This is a genomic window from Amycolatopsis endophytica, from assembly GCF_013410405.1.
GTDB classification, from domain to species: Bacteria; Actinomycetota; Actinomycetes; order Mycobacteriales; family Pseudonocardiaceae; genus Amycolatopsis_E; species Amycolatopsis_E endophytica.
Window position 1 is genome coordinate 118,175 of the sequence record NZ_JACCFK010000001.1, and the last position, 24,433, is coordinate 142,607.

The 24,433-nt window shown below is 68.6% G+C and carries 22 protein-coding genes; 9 read left to right on the top strand and 13 right to left on the bottom strand.

From position 1 onward, the window contains the following. Positions 1-24: 24 nt before the first annotated feature. A complete protein-coding gene (locus tag HNR02_RS00585) occupies positions 25-1,671 on the bottom strand; it encodes a P-loop ATPase, Sll1717 family (protein ID WP_179771273.1) in 1,647 nt (548 codons plus the stop codon). A gap of 836 nt (positions 1,672-2,507) precedes the next feature. Between HNR02_RS00585 and HNR02_RS00590 the strand changes: the two genes are divergently transcribed. Further along, positions 2,508-3,551, top strand: coding sequence for an esterase/lipase family protein (locus HNR02_RS00590; protein ID WP_179771274.1), 1,044 nt, complete (start codon positions 2,508-2,510; stop codon positions 3,549-3,551). Then, a complete protein-coding gene (locus HNR02_RS00595) occupies positions 3,548-4,105 on the top strand; it encodes a TetR/AcrR family transcriptional regulator (protein WP_179771275.1) in 558 nt (185 codons plus the stop codon). Before HNR02_RS00590 ends, HNR02_RS00595 begins: the two co-directional genes overlap by 4 nt. Here HNR02_RS00595 and HNR02_RS00600 read toward each other — a convergent pair whose 3' ends face one another. Both HNR02_RS00600 and HNR02_RS00605 read right to left on the bottom strand, forming a co-directional pair. Continuing rightward, positions 4,106-4,552, bottom strand: a complete 447-nt coding sequence (locus HNR02_RS00600) for a nuclear transport factor 2 family protein (RefSeq protein WP_179771276.1) — start codon at positions 4,550-4,552, stop codon at positions 4,106-4,108. Positions 4,553-4,562: 10 nt separating this feature from the next. Continuing rightward, a complete protein-coding gene (locus tag HNR02_RS00605) occupies positions 4,563-5,432 on the bottom strand; it encodes an LLM class F420-dependent oxidoreductase (RefSeq protein WP_179771277.1) in 870 nt (289 codons plus the stop codon). Between the two features lie 103 nt (positions 5,433-5,535). Here HNR02_RS00605 and HNR02_RS00610 point away from each other — a divergent pair, with 103 nt between their 5' ends. Further along, positions 5,536-6,306 (top strand): hypothetical protein, encoded by a 771-nt coding sequence (locus tag HNR02_RS00610; RefSeq protein ID WP_179771278.1) that lies wholly within the window; start codon positions 5,536-5,538, stop codon positions 6,304-6,306. 42 nt (positions 6,307-6,348) lie between these two features. Here HNR02_RS00610 and HNR02_RS00615 read toward each other — a convergent pair whose 3' ends face one another. Further along, positions 6,349-7,158 (bottom strand): Fpg/Nei family DNA glycosylase, encoded by an 810-nt coding sequence (locus HNR02_RS00615; protein ID WP_179771279.1) that lies wholly within the window; start codon positions 7,156-7,158, stop codon positions 6,349-6,351. Further along, the gene (locus HNR02_RS00620) at positions 7,158-7,628 is read right to left on the bottom strand and encodes a ribose-5-phosphate isomerase (protein WP_179771280.1); all 471 of its coding nucleotides are present in this window, start codon (positions 7,626-7,628) and stop codon (positions 7,158-7,160) included. The genes HNR02_RS00615 and HNR02_RS00620 overlap by 1 nt, the downstream gene beginning before the upstream one ends. Positions 7,629-7,672: 44 nt before the next feature. Here HNR02_RS00620 and HNR02_RS00625 point away from each other — a divergent pair, with 44 nt between their 5' ends. The 3 genes from HNR02_RS00625 to HNR02_RS00635 all read left to right on the top strand — a co-directional run bounded on the left by HNR02_RS00625 (position 7,673) and on the right by HNR02_RS00635 (position 9,906). Then, a complete protein-coding gene (locus HNR02_RS00625) occupies positions 7,673-8,350 on the top strand; it encodes a 2-phosphosulfolactate phosphatase (RefSeq protein ID WP_179771281.1) in 678 nt (225 codons plus the stop codon). Continuing rightward, a complete protein-coding gene (locus tag HNR02_RS00630) occupies positions 8,347-9,024 on the top strand; it encodes an MBL fold metallo-hydrolase (protein WP_179771282.1) in 678 nt (225 codons plus the stop codon). Before HNR02_RS00625 ends, HNR02_RS00630 begins: the two co-directional genes overlap by 4 nt. 297 nt (positions 9,025-9,321) lie before the next feature. Beyond that, a complete protein-coding gene (locus tag HNR02_RS00635) occupies positions 9,322-9,906 on the top strand; it encodes an Ltp family lipoprotein (protein ID WP_179771283.1) in 585 nt (194 codons plus the stop codon). A gap of 102 nt (positions 9,907-10,008) precedes the next feature. On the opposite strand, the gene HNR02_RS00640 is transcribed toward HNR02_RS00635, so the two are convergent. Further along, a complete protein-coding gene (locus HNR02_RS00640) occupies positions 10,009-10,620 on the bottom strand; it encodes a mycothiol-dependent nitroreductase Rv2466c family protein (protein WP_179771284.1) in 612 nt (203 codons plus the stop codon). Positions 10,621-10,761: 141 nt separating this feature from the next. Here HNR02_RS00640 and pepN point away from each other — a divergent pair, with 141 nt between their 5' ends. After that, complete coding sequence (gene pepN, locus HNR02_RS00645; RefSeq protein WP_179771285.1) at positions 10,762-13,323, top strand: aminopeptidase N; 2,562 nt, start codon at positions 10,762-10,764, stop codon at positions 13,321-13,323. Between the two features lie 240 nt (positions 13,324-13,563). Here pepN and HNR02_RS00650 read toward each other — a convergent pair whose 3' ends face one another. From HNR02_RS00650 to HNR02_RS00660, 3 genes are all read right to left on the bottom strand, one after another. Further along, the gene (locus HNR02_RS00650; protein ID WP_179771286.1) at positions 13,564-14,049 is read right to left on the bottom strand and encodes a DUF5130 family protein; all 486 of its coding nucleotides are present in this window, start codon (positions 14,047-14,049) and stop codon (positions 13,564-13,566) included. Then, positions 14,036-14,293, bottom strand: coding sequence for an aa3-type cytochrome oxidase subunit CtaJ (gene ctaJ, locus HNR02_RS00655; protein WP_179771287.1), 258 nt, complete (start codon positions 14,291-14,293; stop codon positions 14,036-14,038). The genes HNR02_RS00650 and ctaJ overlap by 14 nt, the downstream gene beginning before the upstream one ends. Before the next feature lie 656 nt (positions 14,294-14,949). Next, positions 14,950-15,447 (bottom strand): HNH endonuclease, encoded by a 498-nt coding sequence (locus tag HNR02_RS00660; RefSeq protein WP_179771288.1) that lies wholly within the window; start codon positions 15,445-15,447, stop codon positions 14,950-14,952. 394 nt (positions 15,448-15,841) lie between these two features. On the opposite strand from HNR02_RS00660, the gene HNR02_RS00665 reads away from it, so the two are divergent. Together HNR02_RS00665 and HNR02_RS00670 are read left to right on the top strand one after the other, a co-directional pair. Further along, positions 15,842-16,807: a mechanosensitive ion channel family protein gene (locus HNR02_RS00665; RefSeq protein ID WP_179771289.1), complete on the top strand. Its 966-nt coding sequence runs from the start codon at positions 15,842-15,844 to the stop codon at positions 16,805-16,807. A 13-nt stretch (positions 16,808-16,820) separates the two neighbouring features. After that, on the top strand, positions 16,821-17,204 hold the full coding sequence (locus HNR02_RS00670; protein WP_179771290.1) for a globin: 384 nt from the start codon (positions 16,821-16,823) through the stop codon (positions 17,202-17,204). 4 nt (positions 17,205-17,208) lie between these two features. On the opposite strand, the gene HNR02_RS00675 is transcribed toward HNR02_RS00670, so the two are convergent. The 4 genes from HNR02_RS00675 to HNR02_RS00690 are packed head-to-tail and all read right to left on the bottom strand — an operon-like array spanning position 17,209 to position 24,099. After that, positions 17,209-18,042, bottom strand: coding sequence for an LLM class F420-dependent oxidoreductase (locus HNR02_RS00675; protein ID WP_179771291.1), 834 nt, complete (start codon positions 18,040-18,042; stop codon positions 17,209-17,211). Between the two features lie 39 nt (positions 18,043-18,081). Continuing rightward, positions 18,082-18,717: a DUF8010 domain-containing protein gene (locus tag HNR02_RS00680; protein WP_179771292.1), complete on the bottom strand. Its 636-nt coding sequence runs from the start codon at positions 18,715-18,717 to the stop codon at positions 18,082-18,084. Beyond that, positions 18,714-19,136, bottom strand: coding sequence for an acyl-CoA thioesterase (locus HNR02_RS00685; RefSeq protein ID WP_312860861.1), 423 nt, complete (start codon positions 19,134-19,136; stop codon positions 18,714-18,716). The genes HNR02_RS00680 and HNR02_RS00685 overlap by 4 nt, the downstream gene beginning before the upstream one ends. Before the next feature lie 10 nt (positions 19,137-19,146). Continuing rightward, the gene (locus HNR02_RS00690) at positions 19,147-24,099 is read right to left on the bottom strand and encodes an NAD-glutamate dehydrogenase (RefSeq protein ID WP_179771293.1); all 4,953 of its coding nucleotides are present in this window, start codon (positions 24,097-24,099) and stop codon (positions 19,147-19,149) included. Positions 24,100-24,433: the final 334 nt, after the last annotated feature.

Consider the following 24,433-nt stretch of genomic DNA (forward strand, 5'->3'; position numbering starts at 1 on the left):
TCGAGCGTCAAATCTGCAGCCGACTTATCGACGGTCAGGCTTTATATCAAGCGCCAGCCTGAATGCCGGGTGAACGCAGAACTGCGCGACATCCTCCATTGCGCTCGCTCGATCCATATACTCGGGTGAGTCATAAGCGTAAATCTCCGTTCCTGATTTACGAATGCAACCAATAAAGCCGATATCAAACAAGAGTCGGGTTAGCGGGTGATACTCTCGCCCAGCGTCGCCCACCTGAGAACCACTCCAAAAAGCCTCGGACATCTCGGTAACCCAGACAACTCCACCAAAATCCGGATCCGCCGGAAGCAAGAATGCCTCATCGAGGCGCTCAAAAAATTCTTTCCGATTCATTTTAATTGGCGCAGAATCGAAAACCCAAAACACACGATCGATATCAAAATATGAAGGCTTCCACTCATCGCGGAGTGCAAATAGGCGGTCTCGCGAGTAAGTCCGCTCCGCCTCTACGATCGTCTCCCAGGTGAGCCGTTTATTGTTTGATATGGAGTAACACGCATTGAAGCAGGAGATGATGTCACGCGGCCGCATCAAGGTTCGACGCAGCATGTAATCGAACGGATTCCCCCGAGAGGGGTTTGTAGCCGGAAGCAGATCTTTGATCGATTCGACCGTATCCAACTGTCGCATCTCCGCAGCAGACGATGCGCGAGTCACGACAAGTTCTTGAAGTTCACGAGACGACCAACGAAGGGTCATTTTCACTGAACGAAACTTCTCCTCTTGGCCACCAGTTCGCGTCCCAAAATTCAGCTGCTCGAATATGTTCGTCCGCAAGGCTACGAGCACCTTGAGATTCCGCACACGCTTCAAGTCCAGAACCGCGCGAAAGAGGCATCGGATCAGAGAGTTGAGAATCTTCTCATCTACCCAGTCTCGATCTAGATCGTCGATCACAACATATGTGTAGTTCTGTGGCGATTCCAGGATGTGCTCGTCGAGGACCCCGATCATCTTATTCAATCTCGGCAGTTGGGTTTCGTTGACAATCCTCTGAAACCGCTCCGCTTGCTGCGCTTTGGTCTCTTCCCCATATAGTGCACTGCCGCCGAATGTGGCATTAGCATCAAACGGAGCTGCTGCAATCTTCCCGCCCGCCTCCTTCTTTACCTGCTCCTCGAACTTCGTCGTGATATCGCGAACCCGCTCGTCCGTCTCACACCAGAACTTACCGTCAAAGTCATCGAGATATTCGAGGGCAGCCATTTTACTCTTATCACGACTGACGCGATCTCGAAGAGAGACGAGGAAGTTCTGTTTCGCAGCTGGTGAGTTTACCTTATATCTGTGTCGGATTATTTCAACCAGCAATACATGCTTCCAAAGCGCGATAAAGAATGGGTCCAAATGTACATCCATAGCCGCAAGGAAGCGAACAACCCCCAGGTCGGAAATGTAGGGGAGTGAAAGATCTTCGGGATTAATTCGGATTACATGATCCGGGTGATCTTCCTCAACGCGCTGGAGCATAGCGGATTTTCCACTGCCAGTTCGGCCAACAATGAAACACTTGGGCTCATCTCGCGAAACCAAGCTCGCATATTGGCTGGACTGAAAAAATGCGCTTTGGAGAAGCGGATCCGCTTCCGCCTGCTCACCCCCCAGGTTGAAGTCCGCACTCGGGAGCCTTCTAGGAACACCCTTCCCCACAGTTACCCGATCTCCTCTTTTCGTTCAACTCCGCTGAGAACAAATTCAACAATTCCGGCTCCACCCGGCGCCTGGTCCGTCTGAAGCCGGTACCACCCGACTAGCTGCCGAGATTGGCTCTATGGGATCAAGGCGCGCCGCCGGCGGCGGCGCGCTCGGCCGGTTGCCTTGGGTGCCGCAGCAGGTCCCGGACGCGGCTTACGCCGGGCTGTCGCTCCGCTTCGCGCGGCGAGCCGCGTGGCGCGGCAGTCCAGGCGGGCACCTCGCCACCGCCGGCGGCGCGCCGATTCAGCCGGACCGAGCGCAGCAGCTCGTCACCTGGGCAGCCACCCGCCGCCTGCCTGGGCACTTTCACGCTCGGTCTCCTTGCGCCAACGCTGTGGATTGAACGTCGTTCGCCAGGAGTCGCGCATTACGCACGTGTGGGTCACAAGTCGATCACCACCCCGACAGCCGATCGTGACTACGGCCGGTGGCACCGCGTCAAGGCGGGAAAGCGTGCCTTGACCCGGCACCACCGGCCGTGTTCTGGGCTGTGGGGCGGGGCGATGGGAGGGGCGTGGGCGGCTCGACCGGGCGTGCCATTGCCGTGCCAGTAGCCCCGGTCAACAGCGCGTCCAGCGGGGCGCGTTGCCTCGGCGCCGGATCGAAGCACACACCACTCCGGCGCAACCCCCTCATCACACCGAAAACACAGCTGCTCCCGCAGCTTCGCCGTGCGCGAACCCAGCCGGGCGGCCGACAGCAAGACGCCCCGGCTTGCCGCGATGCAACATTTTGTGTTTTAGTTGCATCCGCGTCGCGACGGGGCGGCGCTGGTCGGGAAGGAAACACGGATGCCAGCCTCCTCGCTTCGTCGTCTGCTCGCTCTTGCCGCAGCGACCGTCGTCGGCAGTACCGCGGTCCTCGGCGGCGGAGGCGTCGCCACCGGCGAACCCGCCTACGCGCCCGTCGACCAGCCGGGGCCTGCCCTGACGGTCCCCGCCGACGATCTCGCCAAGAGCCTCGAATGCACGCCCGACGTCCGGGACGCCACACGCGAACCAGTCCTGCTCACGCCCGCCACGACGGTCGACAGCGACCAGAACTTCGGCTTCAACTACGAACCGCTGTTCCGCGAGCTCGGTATCCCCTACTGCACCTCGAACTCGCCGACCGACCCGTACAACATGGGCGACATGCAGATCCGGGCCCAGTACGTCACCTACGCGATCCGGGAGATGCACGAGCTCGCCGGACGCAAGATCGCCGTCATGGGGCACAGCCAGGGCGGGATGATCATGCGCTGGTCGCTGCGGTTCTGGCCGGACACCCGCGCGATGGTGGACGACGTGATCGGCATGGCCGGCACCAACCACGGTTCGGTGATCGTGCCCGCGCTGTGCGTCCCCAACTGCGCACCCGCGCTGTGGCAGCAGCGTGCGAACTCGGACTTCGTGCGGGCGCTCAACTCGGGCCAGGAAACGTTCCCCGGCATCAGCTACACCGAGGTCTACTCCCGCACCGACGAGTTCGTCCAACCCAACCTCGACGATCACGGCACCTCGTCGCTGCGCGGCGGTGGCGGCGACATCACCAACGTCGCGGTGCAGGACGTGTGCCCGCTCGCCGTCCCCGAACACCTGCTCATCGGCACCCTCGATCCGGTCACCGCCGCGCTCGCGGTCGACGCGCTGACCCACCCCGGCCCCGCCGACCCGTCCCGGATCAGCCCGTCCACGTGCACACAGTTGCTGATGCCCGGTGCGGACCCGCTCACCGCCCCGCTCGACTTCACCTCCGTGACGGTGCAGGTCGCAGCCCAGCTGACCGTCGCCGCGCACCGCGTGGAGTCCGAACCGGCGCTCGCCTGCTACGTCACCGCGAGCTGCCCCGCATGACGCGAGGCCGCGCCGACCGGGAAAGCGCACTGCGCCTGGCGCGGCGGAACTTCAACGCCCGGCAACGGGTCGAGGTCAACGATCTCGCCACGGAACTGGGCGTGAACCGGGTGACCGTCTACCGCTGGCTCGGCGACCGGGACGCCATCCTCGCCGAAGTGGTGTGGCGGCTCGGCGAGCGAACCATGCTCGACGCCTACGCCGCAGCCGACGGGGTGGGCGGCACCCGGATCGCGAACGCGATGTCGACGTTCGTCCGGCGCACGCTGTCCCATGCGGGCATGCGTCATTTCCTCACGAACGAAACCGACACCGCGCTGCGCGTCCTCACCCGCAGCGAACAGACGTTCCAGCCCCGGCTCGTCGCACTCGTCGAATCACTCCTGACCAGGGAACGCGACGCCGGACACCCGCCGGCGGCCGGCATCGACCTGCACGACCTCGCCTACCTGTGCGTCCGGGTCGGCGAATCGTTCGTCTACACCGACGCGATCACCGGCGAACCGCCGGACCCGGACCGTGCCGACCGCGCGCTGCACTACCTGCTGCGCTGACTACGAACCCACCTGCCGCGCCGTCGCCATCGCGCGCTCCGTCTCCCAGAACGCCCGCATCGACAACACTAAGCCGTCCTCCCGCACCCGGTACACGAACACCCCGTCCGTGTCGACACGGTAACCACCGGGCAGGTACGTCGTGATCGTGCCGACGTTCGCGACCTCGTCGCCCGCCGCGAACGAGTCCTTGATCGCGAACTCGAACCGCTCGACCTTCGCGATCGTCAGCTCCCAGAACGCGGCGATCCCGTCATGACCGTGGTGCCCGCGCCCCTCCTCGTCGAACATCGACTTGCCGACCGGATCCTCGATCACCGCGTCCGGGGCGAACAACGCCAGCCACTCGTCCTTCGCGCCACGGCAGGTCGCGTTCATCGAGTTCCACGCAGCCACCCGTGCGGGCGGCTGCTCCGCATCAACGTCCCAGCAGACCGAAACACCCATGGCACACCCCTCAGTAGCGCGAAATGATCTCGTCGGCGAACTTGCGGATCGCGTCCTTCTTCGGGCCGATCGGATCACCGAACCCGATGCCGTCGAACACCCACGGCTGCGTGACGACGTCGGTCACGCCGATCTCGCCCTGCTCGCGGTAGCCGTCGAGACCGAACCGGTCGATGCACACCGCCTGGATTTCGAACGGCTTCTCGCCCCGCCCGTACTCCGCGCGCAGCTCCGACAGGCGCGAAATCGTCGAGCGCAGGTCCTCGAACTTCATCATCGCCGAGGACCAGCCGTCCCCGACGCGGGCGGCGCGCTTGAGCGCCACCTCGGTGTGCCCGCCGATGTAGAACGGGACGTGCTTCGACGGCGCCGGGCTCATCTGCAGCTTGTCGAAGTCGAAGAACTTGCCGTGGTACTCGACCATGCCGCCGTCGAGGATCAGCCGCAGCACGTCGATCGCCTCGTCGACCCGCTTGCCGCGCTGCGCGTACGGCGCACCGCACCACTCGAACTCCTCCGGCGACCAGCCGACGCCCAGGCCGAGCCCGAACCGGTCGCCGGACAGCACCGCGACCGACCCGACCTGCCTGGCCAGCAGCACCGGGTTGCGCGACCCCAGCTTGAGCACCGAGGTGTAGAACTCGATCCGCTCGGTGACCGCGGCCATCGTGGCGACCGCGACCAGCGGGTCCGCCCACGGCGTGTCGGCGTTCCAGAACCGGCTGCCGTCCGGGGTGTACGGGTACTCGGCGGACACGTGCTCGGAGTAGAACAGCGAATCCGGCAGCACGACGGAGGAGAAGCCACACTCCTCGGCCGTGCGCGCGAGTTCGGTGAACTGGTCGAGGGGATTCATCGCGACGGAGAGGGAGAACTTCATGCGCCGAGACTATAACTTGTTCTAGTTTTCGTCGAGAGTGGGAACCATCAGCGTAGCGTCCGCGTTGTCCGGTTCAAGAACACCGAACTTCCGGGAGTAAGCCATGGGCACCGCGATCACCGTGATCGTGCTCCTCGTCATCATCGTGGGCGGCATCGCCTACTTCGCCAAGGCGCAGGCCAAGACGCGGCAGCGCCAGCTCGACGACGCCAAGGCCGACGCCCGGCGCCTGGTGGAGCGCCTGGGCGGGCAGGTGCTGAACCTCGTCGGCTCCAACGAGCCGTCGAAGCAGGCACTGGCCGACGCGTCCGAGCGCTACAACGCGGCAGGCTCGCAGCTGGAGCAGGCGCAGACCGCCGAGCAGGCCAAGCTCGTCAAGGAAACGGCGCTCGAAGGCCTGTACTACGTCCGTGCCGCGCGCATCGCGATGGACCTGGATCCCGGGCCGATGCTGCCCGAGGAAGCCGAGCGCGAGCGGGCGGGCAAGGTCACCGAGGACCGCAGCGTCGACGTCGAGGGCCGTAACTACCAGGCCTCGCCCGATCCGGGCGACAACACCCCGTACTACTACCCCGGTGGCCGCGTGGCCGGGCGGCCGGTGCCGCAGGGCTGGTACAGCGAGCCGTGGTGGAAGCCCGCGCTCGTGGCCGGCGCCTGGGGCCTGGGCTCGATGTTCCTCTTCAGCGCGATGTTCAGCGGCATGTCCGGCATCGCCAGCGCGTCGGCCTGGGAGTCGGGCTACGACGCGGGCCAGGAGGACGCCATGGCCGACGCGGGTGCCGACGGCGGCGACGGCGGCGACATGGGTGGCGACATGGGCGGAGACATGGGCGGCGGCGACTTCGGGGACTTCGGCGGCGGGTTCGACTTCTGACACCCGTTTGGTGAGGAAGCGGGCCGGACACGGCCCGCTTCCTCACACCGCCTGGCAGGCCGGGCACCAGTACAGGTTCCGCCCGGCCAGTTCCGTGTGCGCGATGGGCGTGCCACAGACCAGGCACGGCTGCCCGGTCCGCCGGTACACGTACACCTCCCCGCCGTGCCGGTCCTGACGCGGCGCGCGGCCGGTGACCTCGGGCAGGTGCTCATCGTCGACCGTGTCGATGCGGCCGAGACGCACACCCTTGCGCATCAGCGCGACGAGGTCGCCCCACATCTCCTTCCACCCCACCTGGTCCAGTGCGCGGCCGGGCACCATCGGGTTGATTCCGTGCCGGAACAGCACCTCGGCGCGATACACGTTGCCCACGCCGGAGATGACCTTCTGATCCATCAGCAGCGCGGCGATCGAGGTGCGGGATGCGGAGATCCGGCGCCACGCCTCGTCGGGGCGGGCGTCGCGGCGCAGCGGGTCCGGCCCGAGCCGGGCCTTGATCGCGTCGACCTGGTCCGGCGTCAGCAGCTCACAGCGGGTGGGGCCGCGCAAATCAGTCCAATGTGTCCGTCCGGCCAGACGCATCCGGACCTGGCCCACCGGCGGGGTTTCCGGCTGCGCGGCCTCGGTGAACGTGCCGTACAGCCCCAGGTGGACGTGCACCGAACCGAGCGGGCCGAAGTCGTGGAACAGGTGCTTGCCGTGGGCCTCGGCCCGCACCATGACCTGACCGTCCACAAGGGCCGCTTCGCGCGCGAAGCGGCCCTGCGGACTGGAAACACCCACCGGCGCGCCCGCGTAGCGCCGTTGGTGCAGGCGGGCGAGCCGGTGGAGGGTGTGCCCTTCGGGCATCAGGCAGGCAGAGGCGGCGGGGTGCCGGTGCGCTCGTAGTCGAGCATCTGCTGCACGCGACGGCCATGACGTTCGTCCTCGGACGGCGGAGTCGCCAGGAACGCGTCGACGATCGCGGTCGCCTCGTCGAGGGTGTGCATCCGCGCGCCGACGCCGATCAGCTGCGCGTGGTTGTGCTGGCGGGCGAGCTCGGCGATCTCCGGCTTCCAGGCCAGCGCGGCCCGCGCGCCCTTCACCTTGTTCGCGGCGATCTGCTCCCCGTTGCCCGACCCGCCGATGACGATGCCCAGGCTGCCCTCGTCCGCCACCACGCGGCGCGCGGTCTCGATGCAGAAGGCCGGGTAGTCGTCGGCGGCGTCGTAGACGGCCGGGCCGATGTCGGTGACCTCGTGGCCCTGGCCCTTCAGGTACTCCACGAGGTGATTCTTCAGCTCGAAACCGGCGTGGTCTGATCCCAAGTAGACGCGCACGGGTGGAGTCTCGCATCCGGGCCGGATCCGGGCATGCTGGGGGTGTGAACCCCTTCGCACAGTCAGGGCACGACCTGCGGCTCGAATGGGGCCCCGACGGGGTCGCCGAGCTGGGGCGGGAGTGCGCGGCGCTAGTCGTGGTGGACGTGCTGTCCTTCAGCACGACGGTGGACCTGGTGACGAGCCGGGGCGGCCGGGTGCGGCCGCTGCGCTGGCGGGGCGACTCAGTGCCGCGGCCCGCCGCGGTCGGCCCGGCGCCGGGGCTACTCGATCTGCCGTCGCCGAACGGCGCGACGCTGTGCGCACAGGCCGCCGCAACGGGGGCGACAGTGCTCGCCGGCTGCCTGCGCAACGCCTCCGCCGTGGCGGCCGCGGCGGCTGGGATCGCGGGTGCGCGCCCGATCGGCGTGATTCCGGCAGGCGAACGCTGGGGCGTGAACATCACCGCGGCCGGGGCCGGGGAATCGCTTCGGCCCTGCGTGGAGGACCTGCTTGGCGCCGGTGCCATCGTCGCCGCGATGGCCGGGCGGCCGGCTTCACCGGAGGCGCACCTGGCAGCCACCGCCTACCGCGGCACCGGCATCGGCGAAGCGCTGCGCGGCTGTTCCTCCGGTCTCGAGCTGATCGCCCACGGCCACGCGCGCGATGTCGAGCTGGCCGCGGAAGTCGACGTCAGCGCGACGGCACCGATACTCGTGAACGGCCTGCTGGAGGCGGCGTGACCTGGTTCGACCTGGCGGACGGCGTGCACGCCCGGCGTTACGAGCACCTCGACCAGACGCTGGGCCTCGTGGTCGGCAGCGAGCGGTGCCTCGTGATCGACACCGGGGGCGACGAGGTGCAGGGCACGCAGTTCGCGGCCGAGGTCCGCGAGATCACGAATCTTCCGTGGACGGTCGTGATCACCCACGCCCACTTCGACCACCACTTCGGCACCGCCGCGTTCCTGCCGTGCCCGGTGTGGGCGCACCAGCGCTGCCGGGACGCCCTCGTGCGCGAGGGCGAGACCGACCGCGAAACCTGGGTGCGCCGGTTCGCGGGCAAGCCCGAGGCGGACCGGCTGGCGTCCGCGCGCCTGGTGCTGCCGGACCATCTGCTCACCGACCGTGTCCAGCTGGACCTGGGCGCTCGCACCGTCGAGCTGATCCACCCCGGCCTCGCGCACACCGATCACGACGTGGCCGTGCACGTGCCGGACGCGGACATCATGTTCGCCGGTGACCTGGTCGAGCAGGGCGCGCCACCGTCGATCGGGCCGGACGCGCACCCGCGGGACTGGCCGGGTGCGCTCGACCGGCTCCTCGCCCTGCGCGCCGGCACGATCGTGCCGGGGCACGGCGATCCGGTCGATCGCGCGTTCGTGGCCGCCCAGCGGGACGGGCTCAGTCGACGTTGAGCTCGCCGGTGCGGGTCCGCACCGTGCTCGCCCGAGCACTCACCAAACGCGCGGCCGCCTCGCCGTGAAGTCCGTTGCCGCCGGCCTGTCAGCCGCGGTCTTCACCGTTACCGGCTACTCGTGATCGCCAGGATCCACCGCGTCCAGGGCATCGCCAGCGACGCGTTGCGCTCATCGCGATCATCGCCATGCTGTTCCGCCCGGATGCCGCCGAGGCATATCGCAGCCGCGGCGAGCGGTAACAGCCCACCTGCTCGGTTCGACTTGTTCCACGTTCAGCGAAGGAGACAAGCTCACATGAACCGGCCCAACCCCTACCCGGTGCAACAGCCCGCGCCGAAAAAGCGCCACAAGTGGCCGTGGATCGTCGGCGGCCTGGTGGTGCTCATCATCGCGATCGCAGCAGCCGCGAATGGCGGGAACTCAACACCCACGACATCCAGCGTCCCCGCAGCAGCCGGCACAAGCCGGCCTGCCGTCCCGGCGCCATCGACCGCGTCGTCAACCACACCGTCGACCCGGCCGGTGCCCGTCACTACGGAAACGCCGACACCGGCTGCGCCACAGATCCCGTACCAAGTCCAGTCCGCGATGAGGGCAGCACAAAGCTACCTGGACTTCACCGCCTTCTCGCGGGACGGGCTTATCCGGCAGCTTTCGAGTCAGGCGGGCGACGGATACCCGAAGGATGTCGCCACTGATGCTGTCGACCGGCTCGACATCGATTGGAACCAGCAGGCAGCCAAGAAGGCGCAGTCGTACCTCGACTTCACGACGTTCTCCTGCTCGGGGTTGATCCAGCAGCTATCGAGCAAGGCCGGTGAAGGGTTCACCAAGGCTCAGGCGACATACGGCGCGCATCAGACTCCGGCTTGTCAGTAGACCCACCCTGACTCGATCGGGTCACGGATGGAACCCGGGTCCGTCGCCAGCTGGCGCCCGTCCCGGCCAGGGCGGGCGCCAGTCCCGGCGAGTGCGTGGTGCCTAGTCGAAGTTGAGCTCACCGGTGCGGGTGCGCTTGAGCTCGAAGAAGTCGGGGTAGCTCGCCAGCAGCCGGGCGCCGTCGAACACCTTCACCGCGTCCTCGCCGCGCGGGATCGAGCTGAGCACCGGGCCGAAGAACGCGACGCCGTCGACGTGGATCGTCGGGGTGCCGACGTCCATGCCGACCGGGTCCATGCCCTCGTGGTGGCTCTTCTTCAACGCCTCGTCGTACTCGGTCGACTCGGCGGCCGCGGCGAGGTCCGCCGAAGCTCCCACTGCCTCCAGCGCCTGCTTGATCACCGACGGGACGTCCTTGTCACCCTGGTTGTGGTAGCGGGTGCCGAACTCGGTGTAGTAGTCGCGCAGCACCGCCTCGCCCTTCTCCTGCGCCAGGGCGATCGCCACGCGCACCGGGCCCCACGCCTTCTCCAGCAGCTGCTTGTAGTCCTCCGGCAGGTCACGGCCGCTGTTGAGGACCGCGAGGCTCATCACGCGGAAGTTCAGGTCGATGTCGCGCTGCTTCTCGACCTCGAGGATCCAGCGCGAGCTGATCCAGGCGAACGGGCACACCGGGTCGAAGTAGAAGTCCACGCGCGTGCGCTCTGCGGTCATGGGGTGCTCTCCCTGTGCTGGTGGCGAAGATTCGGGCGTCAAACCGGGCAACAGCGCGCGGACGGCACTTGTTCCCCCGCCGGACATGATTGGATAGCGGGATCACCGAGAATGACAACCGCGAGCGTTTCCGAGGTGCCTGTGCCCGCCCCTAACCTGACCCGTGACCAAGCCGAACAGCGTGCCGAGTTGCTCGAGGTCGAGTCCTACGACATCGCCCTCGACCTCACGGACGGTAACGGCGGCCCGGGCGAGAGAAGCTTCGACTCGAAGACCACGATCCGCTTCGCCGCGACGAAGCCGGGCGCGGATACGTTCGTCGACATCGTCGCCGGCTCCGTCCGCTCCGCCACGCTGAACGGCCGGGCGCTGGACGTGTCCGGCTACGTCGAGGACGACGGTCTCGCCCTGCCGGAGCTGGCGGCCACCAACGAGCTGGTCGTCGAAGCCGACTGCCGCTACATGAACACCGGCGAGGGCCTGCACCGGTTCGTCGACCCGGTCGACGATGCCGTCTACCTCTACACGCAGTTCGAGACGGCCGACGCCAAGCGCATGTTCGCCTGCTTCGACCAGCCCGACCTCAAGGCCACCTACCGGCTGACGGTCACCGCGCCGAGCGACTGGAAGGTCATCTCGAACGCGCCGGTCGAGAGCACGGAGAAAACCGCCGAGGGCGCCACCCGCACGGTGTTCGCCACCTCCGAGCGGATCTCGACGTACCTGGTCGCGCTGATCGCCGGCCCGTACGCGGAGTGGCACGACCAGTACAGCGACGAGCACGGCACGATCCCGCTGGGCATCTACTGCCGCGCGTCGCTGGCCGACCACATGGACGCCGAGCGGCTGTTCACCGAGACCAAGCAGGGTTTCGGCTTCTACCACAAGGCGTTCGCGACGCCGTACCCGTTCCGCAAGTACGACCAGCTGTTCGTGCCGGAGTTCAACGCGGGCGCGATGGAGAACGCCGGGGCGGTGACGTTCCTGGAGGACTACGTCTTCCGCAGCCGCGTCACCCGCTACGCCTACGAGCGGCGCGCCGAGACGCTGCTGCACGAGATGGCGCACATGTGGTTCGGCGACCTGGTCACCATGCGCTGGTGGGACGACCTGTGGCTGAACGAGTCGTTCGCGACGTTCGCGAGCGTCCTGGCGCAGGCGGAGTCCACCGAGTACGTGCACGCCTGGACGAGTTTCGCCAACATCGAGAAGTCCTGGGCCTACCGCCAGGACCAGCTGCCCTCGACGCATCCGATCGCGGCCGACATCGTCGACCTGCAGGCGGTCGAGGTCAACTTCGACGGCATCACCTACGCCAAGGGCGCGAGCGTCCTCAAGCAGCTGGTGGCCTACGTCGGGCTGGAGCACTTCCTGGCGGGGCTGCGGGTGTACTTCGGCAAGCACGCGTGGGGCAACGCGACGCTGGCCGATCTGCTCAGCGCGCTGGAGGAGGCTTCGGGGCGGGACCTGTCCGGCTGGAGCGCGCAGTGGCTGGAGACCACGGGCCTGAACTCGCTGCGCCCGAAGTTCGAGACCGACGCCGAGGGCCGGTTCACGTCGTTCGCGGTGCTGCAGACCGGGGCGAAGCCGGGCGCCGGTGAGCTGCGCACGCACCGCATCGCGGTCGGCATCTACGACGACGAGGACGGCAAGCTGGTCCGCAAGCAGCGGGTCGAGCTGGACGTCGAGGGCGAGCGCACCGAGGTTCCCGACCTGGTCGGGCAGCCGTCGGGCCAGCTGGTGCTGGTCAACGACGACGATCTGACCTACTGCACGATGCGGCTGGACACCGGTTCGCTGACCACGCTGGTCGACCGGATCGCCGACATCACCGAGCCGCTTCCGCGCACCCTGTGCTGGTCGGCGGCGTGGGAGATGACCCGCGAAGCCGAATTGAAGGCGCGGGACTTCCTGCAGATCGTGCTGCACGGCATCCACGCGGAAACCGAGGTCGGCGTCGTGCAGCGGCTGTTGCTGCAGGCGCAGACGGCGCTGAACTCCTACGCCCAGCCGTCGTGGGCGGCGGCCGAGGGGTGGCCGCGGTTCACCCGCAAGCTGCTGGAACTGGCCCGCGGCGCCGAGCCGGGTTCCGACCACCAGCTGGCGTTCGTCAACTCGCTCACCGGCTCGGTGCTCGACGACGAGACGGTCGGTGTGCTGGCCGGCTGGTTCGACGGTTCGGACCCGCTGGACGGGCTGGTGGTGGACGCGGACCTGCGCTGGCGTCTGCTCAACGCGCTCGTCGCGCACGGACGGGCCGCGGACTCGGAGATCGACGCGGAACTGGCCAGGGACGACACCGCGACCGGACGGCGCCACGCCGAGCACGCCCGCGCCCTGCGCCCGACGGCTGAGTCGAAGGCGGAAGCCTGGCAGCGCGCGGTCTACGACGACGAACTTCCCAATGCGATGAGCAACGCCGTCATCGGCGGCTTCTCCCACCCCGGGCAGAAGCAACTGCTGACCGGCTACGTGACCACCTACTTCGCCGCCATCGACGAAGTCTGGTCCCGCCGCTCGAGCGAACGCGCCCAGCCCACGGTGGTCGGCCTGTTCCCGGCCTGGGCAGTGGAGCGCAGCACGGTGGCAGCCGCCGACGAGTGGCTGGCGGGCGAGCGACCGGCGTCGCTGCGCCGCCTGGTGACCGAGGGTCGGGCGGGCATCGTGCGCGCACTGGCGGCACGGGAGTTCGACGAGACCTGATCGGCAGATGGAGGCGCCGGTTCGCCGTGTTCGCGGACCGGCGCCCGTTCTTTTCAGCAACGCACCAGCACCCGGCAACGCGCGCCGAAAACCGACCGGCCCGGACCTCCCCCGCCCCTCATCCCCAGCGCGCTTGGGTCGATTTCAAAAGGTGACCGACCACCGCGCGGCGGCCGGCGCGCCGCACAACGCGAAAAGGGCGGCCGCTCAGCGACCGCCCTCCGCGCGAAAACCCCAGCTCTAGTGCTTGGGCGCCGAACCGGCCTGATCGGCCAGCATGCGCAGCCCGGACACGAGTCCACCGATGAGGTCGCCCTCCTTGAAGGACGCCACCATGCTCATCACGGCCAGCTTCGCGCCGCGGTCGGGCATGCGCTGGGCCGCCTCGGTGCCCGTGACGATTTCCACCACACGCTCGCCCGGTGACACGGCGATCAGCACCGCGTTCGCCGCGCTGGGCTCGATCGTCGAGTGCAGCTCCTCGGCCCGGGCCCGGGTGTCCGCACCCAGCTCGCCCAGGTAGACGCTGAAATCGAGGCCGGTCTCCCGGCTCGCGAGCGTCAGCGCCTCGTCCAGGCGGGCCAGTTGGACGGTGCTGAATGGGCTGGATGGAGCAGCGGGTTCGTACATCCGCGCCGCCGACAGGCGACCGGTCGCCGTAATCACGGTTCCCGGTTCCAGCTCCTCGTCCGCCGCCGGATGGCGGGTCAGCTCACCAGCTCCCACGGGCTCCTCCTGCCGCCGTCGCGCTCGCGTCCTTGGTCTCCACCGGTTCGGCGGCGTGCGCCGAGTGGGCCCCGCCGATACCTTCCGGGTTGCCGCTCCACCACATCGGCGGGTAGTCCCAGGTCTGCCCGGGCCGGTACCGCGGGTGGCCGCCCAGCTTCGACCGCAGGGTGAGCAGGCTGATCACCCCGTAGATCACCGCCGGGATCAGCGCGAAGATCAGGATCGTCTCTCCGATGTTCACCCCCGAAGAGTAGCCCGGCGAGCCGCGACCCGCCCAAGGCGGTCGGAACCGCTCGTCGCGCGGGGGCCACCGTCCGCCGAGCGTCGTTACGCGGATGGCGCGATGGGCTGAAGAGCGGTCGGACGAAAGGTTGCAACTCAACGTACAGCCGGCCGCACCCGGCGCCATTGCCTTGTTCGGTCGGCCAGATCCTCGTAGCTTTTTCACCTGTACGGGCCTTGCGCCCCGCTCCCCTACCCAATGAGTAACGCCGAGGTCCCTGGAGGACAGAACATGTACCTGCTCCGTACCCTCGCTCAGAGCAACGCCGACTACGTTCCGTCACAGATCGACGCATCCGACGAGTGCACCACGCGTGGCACTCGTGTGACGCGCGGCACAAGGGTCACCGCGGGTACCCGCGTCACCCGCGGTACGCGCGTCACCCGCGGCACGCGAGTCACCGCCGGCACCCGCGTCACCCGAGGTACGCGCGTCACCCGCGGCACCCGTGTCACGGCAGGGACCCGGGTCACGCGAGGCACGCGAGTCACCCGCGGTACACGCGTCACCGCGTGACCATCCCGTCCCGGAACTGACCCCGGACCACCACCAGACGAACAGACGTCGGAACGCCCCGGCTCACCACCACAGCCGGGGCACCGGTGCGCCGTCGATCAGGCAGCGACCCCGAGGTAGGGCTTCCACAACGGATCCGCGTCCCCGGAGTGCACCAGCAGCCGCCAGTGCGGCCCCCGTGGCGCCGTGGGCACGACCCGCAACTGCCAGCCCAGGTCCTCCAGGAGCCGGTCGGCCTTCCGGTGATTGCACTTCGCGCAACAGGCGACGCAGTTCTGCCAGCTGTGCGGACCACCCTTGCTGCGCGGCAGCACATGGTCGATCGTCTCGGCCCGCCCGCCGCAGTAGGCGCACCTGTAGCGGTCCCGGTGCATCAGCCCGGCACGCGTCAGCGGCACCTGCGCCCGGTAGGGCACCCGCACGAACGTCGACAACCGGATCACCGACGGCACCGGCAGCGACAGGGTCGCGGCGTGCAACGTGAGCCCCGCCGGGTCGCCGTGCACGACCTCCGCCTTCCCGCACATGACCAGCACCACAGCCCGCCGCAGCGGAAGCGCGGTCAGCGGTTCGAACGTGGCGTTGAGGAGAAGCACACGCCGACGGCCCAGGGAGAACGTCCCGGGGGTGCCGACACCGGACGGATCCCGCCCTCTACGCTGACCGGAGGGCCGGCTCACGCGGCCGCCGCCCCGAGCCGGTGGCCCACTGGGCCGCGGTCCGCCACCCGGCGGCCCCTGGCCCTGATGAACACCCTGATCCTGAACAGAGCGCAGGGCTACCTCCGACGCCTGCCCGCCCACCGCTTGGTCGGGGGCGCCGAGGGGGATCGGTTGTCGGTCTGGCACTCGACCACCTCCACCGGTGCAGCCATAGTCGACCACAGATCACACCCGATGCGCACCTGTGTTAGAAGACGTGTCCGGTGAAATTCGTTCGACGTCCGTGTGACGCCGGGCGGAAACGGCCAGAAAGGGATCCCCGAACCCCGTGACGCCGCTGCTCAACGAACCACCCGAGTGCATCAACCAGGCCGGCACCTGGTGCTATCAAGTGTTCCAGATCACGCACAACGAGTGGCTGGCAGGCTCGGCCAACTGGCTGATCGCCAAGCCGTTGCGCATCGTGCTGATCCTGATCGTCGCGTTCGTCGTCCGCTTCCTGCTGCACAAGCTGATCGAACGCGTCACCACCATGCCCCGAGCCGATGGGAACGGGAAGAAGCTGCCGACCATCCTGCGGCCCCTGCGTGAGCGCGCACCCGACCTCCTCGGTCCGGTCGTGGCCGAGCGGCGCCGCCAGCGGGCGAAGACGATCGGGTCGGTGCTGAAGTCGCTGTCCTCGTTCGTCGTACTCGGGCTGGCCGCGATCTACATCCTCGGCGAGCTGGGCATCAACCTCGGCCCGCTGCTCGCCTCCGCCGGGGTGGTCGGCATCGCGCTCGCGTTCGGCGCCCAGAACCTCGTCAAGGACTTCCTGTCCGGGATGTTCATGATGCTGGAGGACCAGTACGGCGTCGGTGACGTCGTGGACGTCGGGCCTGCCACCGGCACGGTCGAGGCGGTCGGCCTGCGCATCACCACGATCCGCGACGTGCAGGGCACGGTCTGGTACGTCCGCAACGGCACGATCAGCCGGGTCGGCAACTCCAGCCAGGGTTACGCGATCGCACTGGTCGACGTGCCGCTGAGCTACAACGCCGACGTCGAGCGCGCCACGGCCGTGCTGACCGAGGCCGCCCACTCCGCGGCCACCTCCGAGCCGCTGTCGGTCGACCTGCTGGAGGAGCCGGAGGTCCTGGGCGTGGAGAAGGTCACACCGGAGAGCATCGAGCTGCGGCTGACGGTGAAGGTACGGCCGGGCCGGCAGTGGGCGGTGCAGCGGCAGCTGCGTGCGGCATGCCTCACCGCGCTCGAGGAATCCGGATTCCTGTCCGCCTCGGCCACGGCACAATGAGAGGGTGACCGGTATGAGCGAGCCCCAGTCCTTCTTCGAGGCCGTCGGCGGGGAGCCGACGTTCCGCAAGATCGTCGCCAGGTTCTACGCCGAGGTGGCGAAGGACGAGGTGCTCCGGCCGATGTACCCGGAGGAGGACCTGGGTCCGGCCGAAGACCGGCTGCGGCTGTTCCTGATGCAGTACTGGGGCGGCCCGCACACCTATTCCGACCAGCGCGGCCACCCGCGCCTGCGGATGCGGCACGCGCCGTTCAAGATCGGCCCCATCGAGCGCGACGCGTGGCTGCGGGCCATGCGCATCGCGGTCGACGAGGCCGGTCTTCCCCAGCCACTGGAGGACGAGCTGTGGCGCTACCTCGAGATGGCCGCGCACAGCATGATGAACTCCTGGGTGTGACCGATCAGCCGCGCAGCGCCTCGGCCAGCGGCTCCAGCACGGCGGGCGTGTGGGGCGGCGGCAGGTAGATGATCGCCAGGTCCAGGCCCTGCTCGCCGAGCGCCGCGGCCTCATCGACGACCTTGCGGTAGTCCCGGTCGGGCCCCAGCCGCACGTGGCTGGACAGCATGATCTCCTTCGGGTCCCGGCCGATGTCGGCGCAGTGCTGGTGCAGCACCTCACGCTTGCGGGCGAACTCCTCCGGCGTGCCGCCGACGAAGTTCCAGTGCTGGGCGAACCGCGCGGTGGTGCGCAGCGTCCGCTTCTCGCCACTGCCGCCGATGCAGATCGGCGGGTGCGGGCGCTGCACGCCCTTCGGGTTGTTGCGCGCGTCGGTCAGCTGGTAGTACTCGCCCTTGAAGGTCGTCGTCTCCTGCGTGAGCAGGCCGACCAGCACCTCGCACGCCTCCTCGAACCGGTCGCTGCGCTGCCGGACGGTGCCCAGCTCCATGCCGTAGGCGCCGGACTCCTCCTCGTTCCAGCCCGCGCCGATGCCGATTTCCAGCCGCCCGTTCGACACGATGTCGAGCGTCGCGGCCATGTTCGCCAGCAACGCCGGGTGCCGGTAGTGGATGCCGCTGACGAGTGTGCCGAGCCGCAGCCGCTTCGTCGCCTGCGCGAGCGCGGTCAGCGTGACCCAGCCCTCCAGGCACGGGCCCGTCGGATCGGAGAAGATCGGGTAGAAGTGGTCGAAGGTCCATCCGGACTCGAAGATGTCGATGTCGTCGGCCGCCTGCCAGACGGCGAGCATGTCGGACCACTCGGTGTCCTGCGGCGAGGTTTTGAACGCGTAGCGCATGACGCCGACCCTAGCGACCTGGAGCAGCTCCAGCGCAAGTCAGAACAGCAGCGGCAACAGGGCGTGCCGACGGCGAACCACCGCGCCGTAGCGGGCATCCAGGCGCATCCACGAGTTCGTCGCCGTCACCCGGATGGTGTCATCGGGGACGGCCGAATCGAAGAAACCCATCCCGGACAACGCGAACAGGCATCGCATGTGGACCTTCACCTCGAGGTCGCCCTCGCTCACGGTCAGCACGGCCTGGTCCATCAGGGACGCCGGCGGGGTTCCGTGGGGACCGGCGTTCTCCCGGGCCAGCGCGACGCCCCGATCGGTGAGCTCACTGATGACCTTCGTGGGCAACTCGTCGACCAGCCGCCAGCCGGCGCCCGCGGGCAGCTCACCGTGCCACAGCAGGTCCCGCGGCGGGCCCGGATCCATCCGTTCGCCGCCGGCGACCGTCAGGGCGGCCAGCAGCTCGTTGCCGGACACCGTGACGTCCCCCGGCCCGATCTCGCCGTGCACCGCGCGGGTGGCCAGGCAGTCGAACGGCGTCGCGACCCAGGCTTCCACGATGCCGTTGCCGCGATTACGCAACCGCACCGCCGACTGGCCGTCCAACCGAACGGCCCGCGCCACGAAGGCCCCGAGGGTTTCCCGGTCACGCGCGTCCGGGATGCGCAGCTCGGTCATGCGCCCGCCTCCGTCAGCCGGGTCCGCATGAACGCGCGTTCCTCGGCGGTCAGGCGACGCGGGCGGTTCGTGGCCACGTCGTAGGGCGCCAGGACGGTCTCGGCGGTGACCGCGACCTTGTCCCGCGCGCCCGGTCCGTCGTGGACCTGGTAGGCCAGCGTCAGCGACGCGAACTTCAGGTCCTTCAACGTGATCTCGACCCGGATCTCCTGCCCGCCGACCACGATCGGCGCGCGGTAGTCCACGGCGAGCCGCACCACGACCATGCCCTTGGAGAACTCGGGGAGGCCGGCGCGGCCCGCTTCGTCGAACAACAACGGAACACGTGCCTCTTCGAGCAACGTCACCATGTTCGCGTGGTTGACGTGCCCGAACACGTCCATGTCCGACCAGCGGGGCCGCACCTGCGCTACATACACGCCGCTATTCCTACCTCACCGTGCTCCGCAGCTGGCGCGCGGCGACCGACAGGGTCGCGAGATCGAGGCGGCCCGACTGGTTGATCTCGTCGAGCGAGACACGGGCCCGCGCCAGCCTGGAGGCGTTCGTCTTCTCCCACTGCGCGATCTTCGCGTCCGCGTCGTCGTCGGTGTCGCTGTGGCGCAACGCGTCCAGCGTCATCGCCCGCAGCGACGAGTACACGTCGTCGCGCAACGACAACCGCGCCAGCGCGTGCCAGCGGTTGCCCCGCTCCAGCGCGCTGATCGAGGTGAGCAGCCGGTCGACGTCGAGGTGCGCCGACAACGCGTAGTACAGCTCCGAAGCCTCCTTCGGGCTGCGCTCGGCATCGACCCCGGCCTCGCGCTCGGCCAGCTCGGCCACCTCGACGACGTCGAGCAGACCGTAGGCGTCGAGCAGGACCGCGACCCGCAGCGCCAGATCCCGCGGCACGCCCTCCACGGCGTAGCGGTCGGCCTGCTCACGCACCGCCTCGGCCTCGCGGCCACGCAGGAGCGTGTCCACCTTCGGAGCCAGCTCGGCAACGACGGGACCGAAACGCGAGATCTCCGCGCCGACGGCCAGCGGCTGCGGCCGGTTGGCGAGGAACCAGCGCGCCGCCCGGTCCAGCAGCCGCCGCGACTCCAGCATCATCTCGTCGGCGACCTCGGTGGGCACCGCGTTGTCCAGCGCGTGGATGTCGTCCCACAGCTCGTTGAGGTTGAACACGCGGGTGACGATCGTGTACGCGCGGACCGCGTCGGTGGCGGTCGCGTTCATCTCCTCCGACAGCCGGTGCGCGTAGGACACCCCGGCGCCGTCGACGACCTCGTTGACCAGCAACGTGGTGATGATCTGGCGGCGCAGTGGGTGCTCGCCGATGCGGTCGCCGAACCGTTCCCGCAGCGGCTGCGGGAAGTACTCCGGCAGCCGCCGCGCGAACACCTCGACGTCGGGCAGGTCGCCGGCCAGTAGCTCGTCCTTCAGCTCCAGCTTCACGTGCGCCAGCAGCGTCGCCAGCTCGGGCGAGGTCAGGCCCTGCCCGGCCTTCTCCATCGCCTGGAACTGCTGCTTGGTGGGCAGCGCCTCCAGCCGCCGGTCGAGCGCGCCGGCCTTCTCCAGGCTCGTGACCAGCCGGGCGTGCACGGGCAGCATCGGCACCGCGTGCGCCCTGCTGAGACCGAGCACCCCGTTCTGGTGGTAGTTGTCCGCGAGCACCAGGCGGCCGACCTCGTCGGTCATCTCGTGCAGCAGGGCGTTGCGCTGCTCGTGGTCCAGCGCGCCGCTACCGACCAGCTGGTCGAGCAGGATCTTGATGTTGACCTCGTGGTCGGAGCAGTCCACCCCGGCCGAGTTGTCCAGCGCGTCGGTGTTGATCTTGCCGCCCTCGCGGGCGAACTCGATGCGGCCGAGCTGGGTCAGGCCCAGGTTGCCGCCCTCGCCGACCACCTTGACGCGCAGCTGCTTGCCGTCGACCCGCACCGCGTCGTTGGCCTTGTCACCGGCGTCGGCGTGGGTTTCGGTCCCGGCCTTCACATAGGTGCCGATGCCGCCGTTCCACAGCAGGTCCACCGGGGCCAGCAGGATCGCGCGGATCAGGTCGGCCGGGGCGAGCTGGGTGACGTCGTCGGCGAGGCCGAGCGCCTGACGCACCTGCGGCGAGACCGGGATCGTCTTGGCACTGCGCGAAAAGACGCCGCCACCCTCGCTGATCAGCGAACGGTCGTAGTCGTCCCACGACGAGCGGGGCAGCTCGAACAGGCGCTTGCGCTCGCGGAACGACGAAGCGGCGTCCGGGTTCGGATCGAGGAAGACGTGCAGGTGGTTGAACGCGGCGACCAGGCGAATGTGCTCGGACAGCAGCATGCCGTTGCCGAACACGTCACCGGCCATGTCGCCGACGCCGACGACCGTGAAGTCCTGGGTCTGTGTGTCCACGCCCAGCTCGCGGAAGTGCCGCTTGACGCTCTCCCAGGCGCCGCGCGCCGTGATGCCCATGGCCTTGTGGTCGTAGCCGACCGAACCACCCGAGGCGAACGCGTCGCCCAGCCAGAAACCGTAGGCGGCGGACACCTCGTTGGCGATGTCGGAGAACGTCGCGGTGCCCTTGTCGGCCGCCACCACCAGGTAGTTGTCGTCGCCGTCGTAACGCACGACGTCCTTGGCCGGGACCGTGCGGCCCTCCAGGAGGTTGTCGGTCAGGTCGAGCAGGCCCGAGATGAACATGCGGTAGCAGGCGATGCCCTCGGTCAGCTGCGCTTCACGGTCGACGCCGGGATCACCGGTCGGGACCGGCGGGCGCTTCACGACGAACCCGCCCTTCGCGCCGACCGGCACGATGACCGCGTTCTTCACCGCCTGCGCCTTGACCAGGCCGAGGATCTCGGTGCGGAAGTCCTCACGGCGATCCGACCAGCGCAGACCACCACGAGCGACCGAACCGAACCGCAGGTGCACGCCCTCGACCCGCGGCGAGTACACGAAGATCTCGAACCGGGGACGCGGCTCCGGCAGGTCCGGCACGTTCTTCGGGTCGAGCTTGAGCGCCAGGTACGACCGGGGGCGGCCGTCGTCGTCGGTGACCAGGTAGTTCGTGCGCAGCGTGGCGCAGATGACCGCGAGCAGGCGCCGCAGGATGCGGTCCTCGTCCAGGCTGGTGACGGCGTCGATCATCGTCGAGATCTCGCTGACCAGCGCCTCGGTCTGCTCGTCGGCGTCCGGGTTCGTGGTCAGGGCGAACCGGTGCTCGAACAGCCGCACCAGCTCGGTGGCGATGTCGGTGTGCGCGAGCACGGCGCGCTGGATGTATTCCTGCGAATACGGCGTGCCCGCCTGGCGCAGGTAGCGCGAGTAGGCCCGCAGCACCGCGGCCTGGCGCCAGGTCAGGCCGGCGCGCAGGACGAGCGCGTTGAAGTCGTCGACCTCGCAGTCGCCGCGCCAGGACGCGGCGAAGGCGTCCTGAAAGCGCTCTCGCAGGTCGCGCTCGGCGTCGCCGAGATCGGTCAGGCCGATGCGCAGACCGAAGTCGTACACCCAGGAACGGGTGCCGTCCCAGCGGCGCAGCTCGTAGGGCCGCTCGTCGACGACCTCCAGGCCCATCCGCTGCAGCACCGGCAGTACCGCCGACAGGGTCACGCCCTCGCCGAGGAGGTAGAGCTTGAAACGCCGCTCCCCCGGCTCCGCGCCGTCCGGGGTGTAGAACGACATCGCCAGGTCGTCCTGGCCGCTGAGGCCCTCCAGCTTGCGCAGGTCGTCGAGCGCTTCGGCGGCCGTGAAGTCCTCTTTGTACGCCTCGGGGAAGATGCCCGAATAGCGCTGGCCGAGTTCGCCCGCGGACTCCTCGCCGAGCACCGCTGTGGTGCGGGCGTTCTCGCGCCGCTCGGCGAGGATCGCCTCGACCATGAGGTCGTCCCAGTTGCGCACCGCGGCGTTGAGCCGTTCCTGGATGCGCAGCACGTCCGGCTCGACGCGCGTCGCGGGATCGGTGTGGACGGTGAAGTGCACCTGCGCGAGCGCGGTTTCGCCGACGCGCGTGCCGTACTCCAGGTGCGTGCCTTCGAGTTCGGCGAGCAGCACCTCCTGCATCGCCAGGCGCGAGCGGGTCGTGTAGCGGTCGCGCGGCAGGAAGACCAGGCACGAGTAGAAGCGCCCGAAGGTGTCACGGCGCAGGAACAGCCGGAGGCGGCGCCGGTCGGACAGGGTGATCGCGCCGACGGCGGTCGAGTACAGCGAATCGAGGTCGGCGGAGAACAGGTCGGCACGCGGCCAGTTCTGCAGCACCTCCAGCATGCGCTGGCCCGAGTAGGACTCCATGGGGAAACCGGCGCGGTGGATGACCTCGCACACCTTGCGCGACACCACGGGCACGTCGAGGACGTCCTCGTGCAGCGCGGAAGTGGTGAACATGCCGAGGAAGCGGTGCTCACCGGTGACGTTGCCGCGCTCGTCGAACGTCTTGACCCCCACGTAGTACGGGTAGACCGGACGGTTCACAGTGGACGGTGCGCTGGCCTGGGTGAGGACGAGCAGCTCCGGGGCGAGCGCGATGGCCGCGCTGTCCGGGCCGGCGGTGAGGCTGCGCGCGGCCAGGCTGTCCTGCCTGAGCACGCCGAGACCCGACGCGAGAACGGCGCGCAGCGCGGGCTCGTCGGTGTCGGCGTCCTCGACCAGTTCGTAGCGGCGGTAGCCGAGGAACGTGAAGTGACCGTCGGCGAGCCAGCGCAGCAGGTTCGCACCCTCGTCGACCTCGCCCGCGGGCAGCGGAGGCGGGCTCGCGTCGAGCCAGGTCGCGAGGTCGACCGCGGCCTGGACCATCTTGTCGGTGTCCTCGACGACCTCGCGAACGTCGCCGAGCACCGAGGCGAGGTGGGTGTCCAGCTCGCGGGCGCGGTTGAGGTCGGTGATCAGATCGATCTCGACGTACATCCAGGATTCGGCGACCGCGCCCTCGGGCGGGTTGCCGACGTCGGCGCCCGGGTGGATCTCGTTCAGTTCGCCGGTGATGTCGCGCGTGACGACGACGATGGGGTGCACGAGGCGCTGCACCTGGACCCCGTCACGGGCGAGCTTCGCGGTGATCGAATCGACCAGGTAGGGCATGTCGTCGGTGACGATCTGCACGACGGTCGCGTCCCGGGTCCAGCCGTCCTCGGCGGTGGTCGGGTTGAGCAGGCGCACGGCCGGCCGGCCGGGCACACGGCTCTGGGCGAACTGCTGGTGCGACCGGACGGCGCCGACGAGGTCGACCGGATCGTCGCCGAGGATCTCGTCGGCGGGAATGTGGCGGTAGTAGAGGCGGATGAGCTCGGCGATGTCGGGCGCATGCTGGGCCGCGGCCTCGATCAGCTCGTCCCGGATCTGCTCCGGGCTGGCGTGTCGTGGGCGGGTGCCGGGGGTGGTCCCGCCGGCGGTCTCGGGGTGGACGGCCACTCTTGTCGAACTCATCTCTGCTAACTCTCCAGCGAGTCTGATCGCGCGCTTGACGCCGAACGACCACCACCATAACCAGGTCGTAAACCGGGCCCGCGCCCGACAGCGCCTCACGAATCAGTGCGAAAACGAGGCAATGGTGTCGAGTGTTTCGAGGGGCGGAGCGCCTACCACGGAGGTTCGACCTGCGCCTTTGCTTCCCCAGCGACCCTCCTGGTCGAGGCGTGTGGTGGAAATCTCCCCGGCGGCGGTTCGTTCAACCCGCGCCGCGTGCCTCGGGAGGGGTGCCGAAAGTTTGAGTGATTCTTGAGTCCTGTTCCGGGTGCCGCAGCCCGTGCCCGGCCACCGA

What these genes read in the sequence shown, in the direction of transcription:
- HNR02_RS00590 (WP_179771274.1), top strand. Translation starts at nt 2,508, where the DNA reads ATGCCAGCCTCCTCGCTTCGTCGTCTGCTCGCTCTTGCCGCAGCGACC.
- HNR02_RS00595 (WP_179771275.1), top strand. Translation starts at nt 3,548, where the DNA reads ATGACGCGAGGCCGCGCCGACCGGGAAAGCGCACTGCGCCTGGCGCGG.
- HNR02_RS00600 (WP_179771276.1), bottom strand. Translation starts at nt 4,552, where the DNA reads ATGGGTGTTTCGGTCTGCTGGGACGTTGATGCGGAGCAGCCGCCCGCA.
- HNR02_RS00605 (WP_179771277.1), bottom strand. Translation starts at nt 5,432, where the DNA reads ATGAAGTTCTCCCTCTCCGTCGCGATGAATCCCCTCGACCAGTTCACC.
- HNR02_RS00610 (WP_179771278.1), top strand. Translation starts at nt 5,536, where the DNA reads ATGGGCACCGCGATCACCGTGATCGTGCTCCTCGTCATCATCGTGGGC.
- HNR02_RS00615 (WP_179771279.1), bottom strand. Translation starts at nt 7,158, where the DNA reads ATGCCCGAAGGGCACACCCTCCACCGGCTCGCCCGCCTGCACCAACGG.
- HNR02_RS00635 (WP_179771283.1), top strand. Translation starts at nt 9,322, where the DNA reads ATGAACCGGCCCAACCCCTACCCGGTGCAACAGCCCGCGCCGAAAAAG.
- HNR02_RS00640 (WP_179771284.1), bottom strand. Translation starts at nt 10,620, where the DNA reads ATGACCGCAGAGCGCACGCGCGTGGACTTCTACTTCGACCCGGTGTGC.
- HNR02_RS00670 (WP_179771290.1), top strand. Translation starts at nt 16,821, where the DNA reads ATGAGCGAGCCCCAGTCCTTCTTCGAGGCCGTCGGCGGGGAGCCGACG.
- HNR02_RS00675 (WP_179771291.1), bottom strand. Translation starts at nt 18,042, where the DNA reads ATGCGCTACGCGTTCAAAACCTCGCCGCAGGACACCGAGTGGTCCGAC.
- HNR02_RS00680 (WP_179771292.1), bottom strand. Translation starts at nt 18,717, where the DNA reads ATGACCGAGCTGCGCATCCCGGACGCGCGTGACCGGGAAACCCTCGGG.
- HNR02_RS00690 (WP_179771293.1), bottom strand. Translation starts at nt 24,099, where the DNA reads ATGAGTTCGACAAGAGTGGCCGTCCACCCCGAGACCGCCGGCGGGACC.